The sequence below is a fragment of the uncultured Hyphomicrobium sp. genome (assembly GCF_902826555.1).
Taxonomy (GTDB): domain Bacteria; phylum Pseudomonadota; class Alphaproteobacteria; order Rhizobiales; family Hyphomicrobiaceae; genus Hyphomicrobium_C.
This window is the reverse complement of sequence record NZ_CADEFI010000076.1, coordinates 1,191-3,074: the sequence shown is the minus strand read 5'-3', so window position 1 is coordinate 3,074 and position 1,884 is coordinate 1,191. Positions and strand designations below refer to the sequence as shown.

Here is a 1,884-nt window from a genome sequence, read left to right as displayed (position 1 = left end):
GTCGGCGACGTAGTCCTTGCCGCCATGCATGGAGCGCAAAAGATTTATGACGCGGCTCGCGCGATCCGGGAACTCACTTGCCAGCCACTCGCGGAAGACGTCCTTGAGCTCGAGCGGAAGTCGCAGCAACACGTAACCTGCTTCCAATGCTCCCGCATTCTTCGCCGCTTCGAGAATGCGCTCGATCTCGCTGTCGGTCAGCCCCGGAACAATGGGGGCGACCATGACGGACACCGGAACGCCGGCTTCGGCGAGGCCGCGAACGGCGTCGAGGCGCCTTGCCGGTGTCACGGCGCGCGGCTCCATGGCACGGGCAATGCGGCGGTCGAGCGAGGTGATCGAGATCGCGACCTTGGCGAGCCCGCGCGCGGCCATGCGGGACAGTATGTCCACGTCGCGGAGCACGAGTGCGGACTTGGTCACGATGCCGACGGGATGGCCCGTGCGCTCCAGCACCTCGAGGATGCTGCGCGTGATGCGATGCTGACGCTCGATGGGCTGATAGGGATCGGTGTTGGTGCCGAGTGCGATGACCTTCGGCACGTAGGCTTTGTGCGCAAGCTCCCGTTCGAGAAGCTCGGCGGCGTTGCTCTTCGCATAGAGCTTGGTCTCGAAGTCGAGACCTGCCGAGTGACCGAGATAGCAATGGCTCGGCCGTGCATAGCAATAGATGCAGCCGTGCTCGCAACCGCGATAGGGATTGATCGACTGATCGAAGGAGATGTCGGGGCTCTTGTTGCGCGTGATAATGGAGCGCGCCGGCTCCACGTAGACTTCGGTCTGAAAGGCCTCGAGTTCGCCGAGGCTTTCCCAGCCGTCGTCGAAGCTCATGCGCCGTTCGCTCTCGAAGCGGCCGGTGTGGTTCGAGCGTGCCCCGCGGCCCCGCCTCAGCTCGTCGCCGACGACGCTTTCAGCGGCTGTCTGCGATCGTGCAAGAGGGGCGGGCCTCCGGCTGGTGCGCGATGTTTTCATTGTACAACGAGCCTAGCGCAACGATGAGAACAAATAAAGAACAAAAACCGCAACCAGCCGGTGCTGGAGCAACTTGCGCAGGGCTTGCCTCTCCGTTCCGAGCTCACGGACGTAGCTGCCGCGGCACGGCGGATGCTTGTTGGGATCCTGGAGATCGTGCATGAGAAGACGATGATTTCCGTCATCATCCCCACGCTGAACGCGGAGGCCCATCTGGGCGAGACGATGTCGTCGCTCGTGCCCGCCGCCGTGGACGGGCTCATTCGCGAGGTCATCGTCGTCGATGGGGGCTCATCGGACCGCACGCTCGAAATCGCGGACGGGGCGGGTGCCGAGATCATCAAAAGCGAAGGCGGCCGCGGCAGGCAGCTCAAGGCCGGTGCGGCTCGCGCCCGCTTTCCGTGGCTCCTGTTCCTCAACGGCGATACTTATCTGGACGCCGGGTGGGAGCGCGATGCCAATCTGCATATCGAGCGCGTGGACAACGGCCGGCGGCGGGCCGCTGCCGCAAGCTTCCGCTTTGCGCTCGACGACGAGGGCGGATTGCCGCGCCTGCTCGAAACCATGGCGTCGCTGCGGTCAGGGCTCTTCAAGCTGCCGTACGGAGATCAGGGGCTTCTGATCCCGCGTGCCCTCTATGACGAGGTCGGCGGGTTCAGCGAGCTTCCGGCGTTGGAAGATCTGGATCTCGTGCGGCGCCTGGGACGCGGCCGCCTGGTGGCGCTCAATGCGCGTGCGGTTACTGGCGGCGAGCGCTACCGCCGCGACGGCTATCTCTCCCGCATGATGCGCAACCAGGCCTGCCTCGGCCTGTATCTGATCGGGGTGCCGGTGGCGACGATCGCCAACATGTTCGGGCCGCCGCCCACGGCGCAGATCGGCGAGCCGGTGGCGCAGCGCGGACTGCCCTAG

2 protein-coding genes are annotated in these 1,884 nt (G+C 65.2%); one reads left to right on the top strand and one right to left on the bottom strand.

The genetic code is table 11. The features are described from left to right. The coding region (locus QZV93_RS17495) for a PA0069 family radical SAM protein (protein ID WP_295560000.1) at positions 1-972 on the bottom strand (972 nt) is incomplete at its 3' end. A gap of 132 nt (positions 973-1,104) precedes the next feature. Here QZV93_RS17495 and QZV93_RS17490 point away from each other — a divergent pair. Beyond that, positions 1,105-1,884, top strand: a complete 780-nt coding sequence (locus QZV93_RS17490) for a TIGR04283 family arsenosugar biosynthesis glycosyltransferase (RefSeq protein ID WP_295559999.1) — start codon at positions 1,105-1,107, stop codon at positions 1,882-1,884.

Excerpts from the sequence above, each read along its gene's own strand:
- QZV93_RS17490 (WP_295559999.1), top strand. The coding sequence starts at position 1,105 with ATGCTTGTTGGGATCCTGGAGATCGTGCATGAGAAGACGATGATTTCC.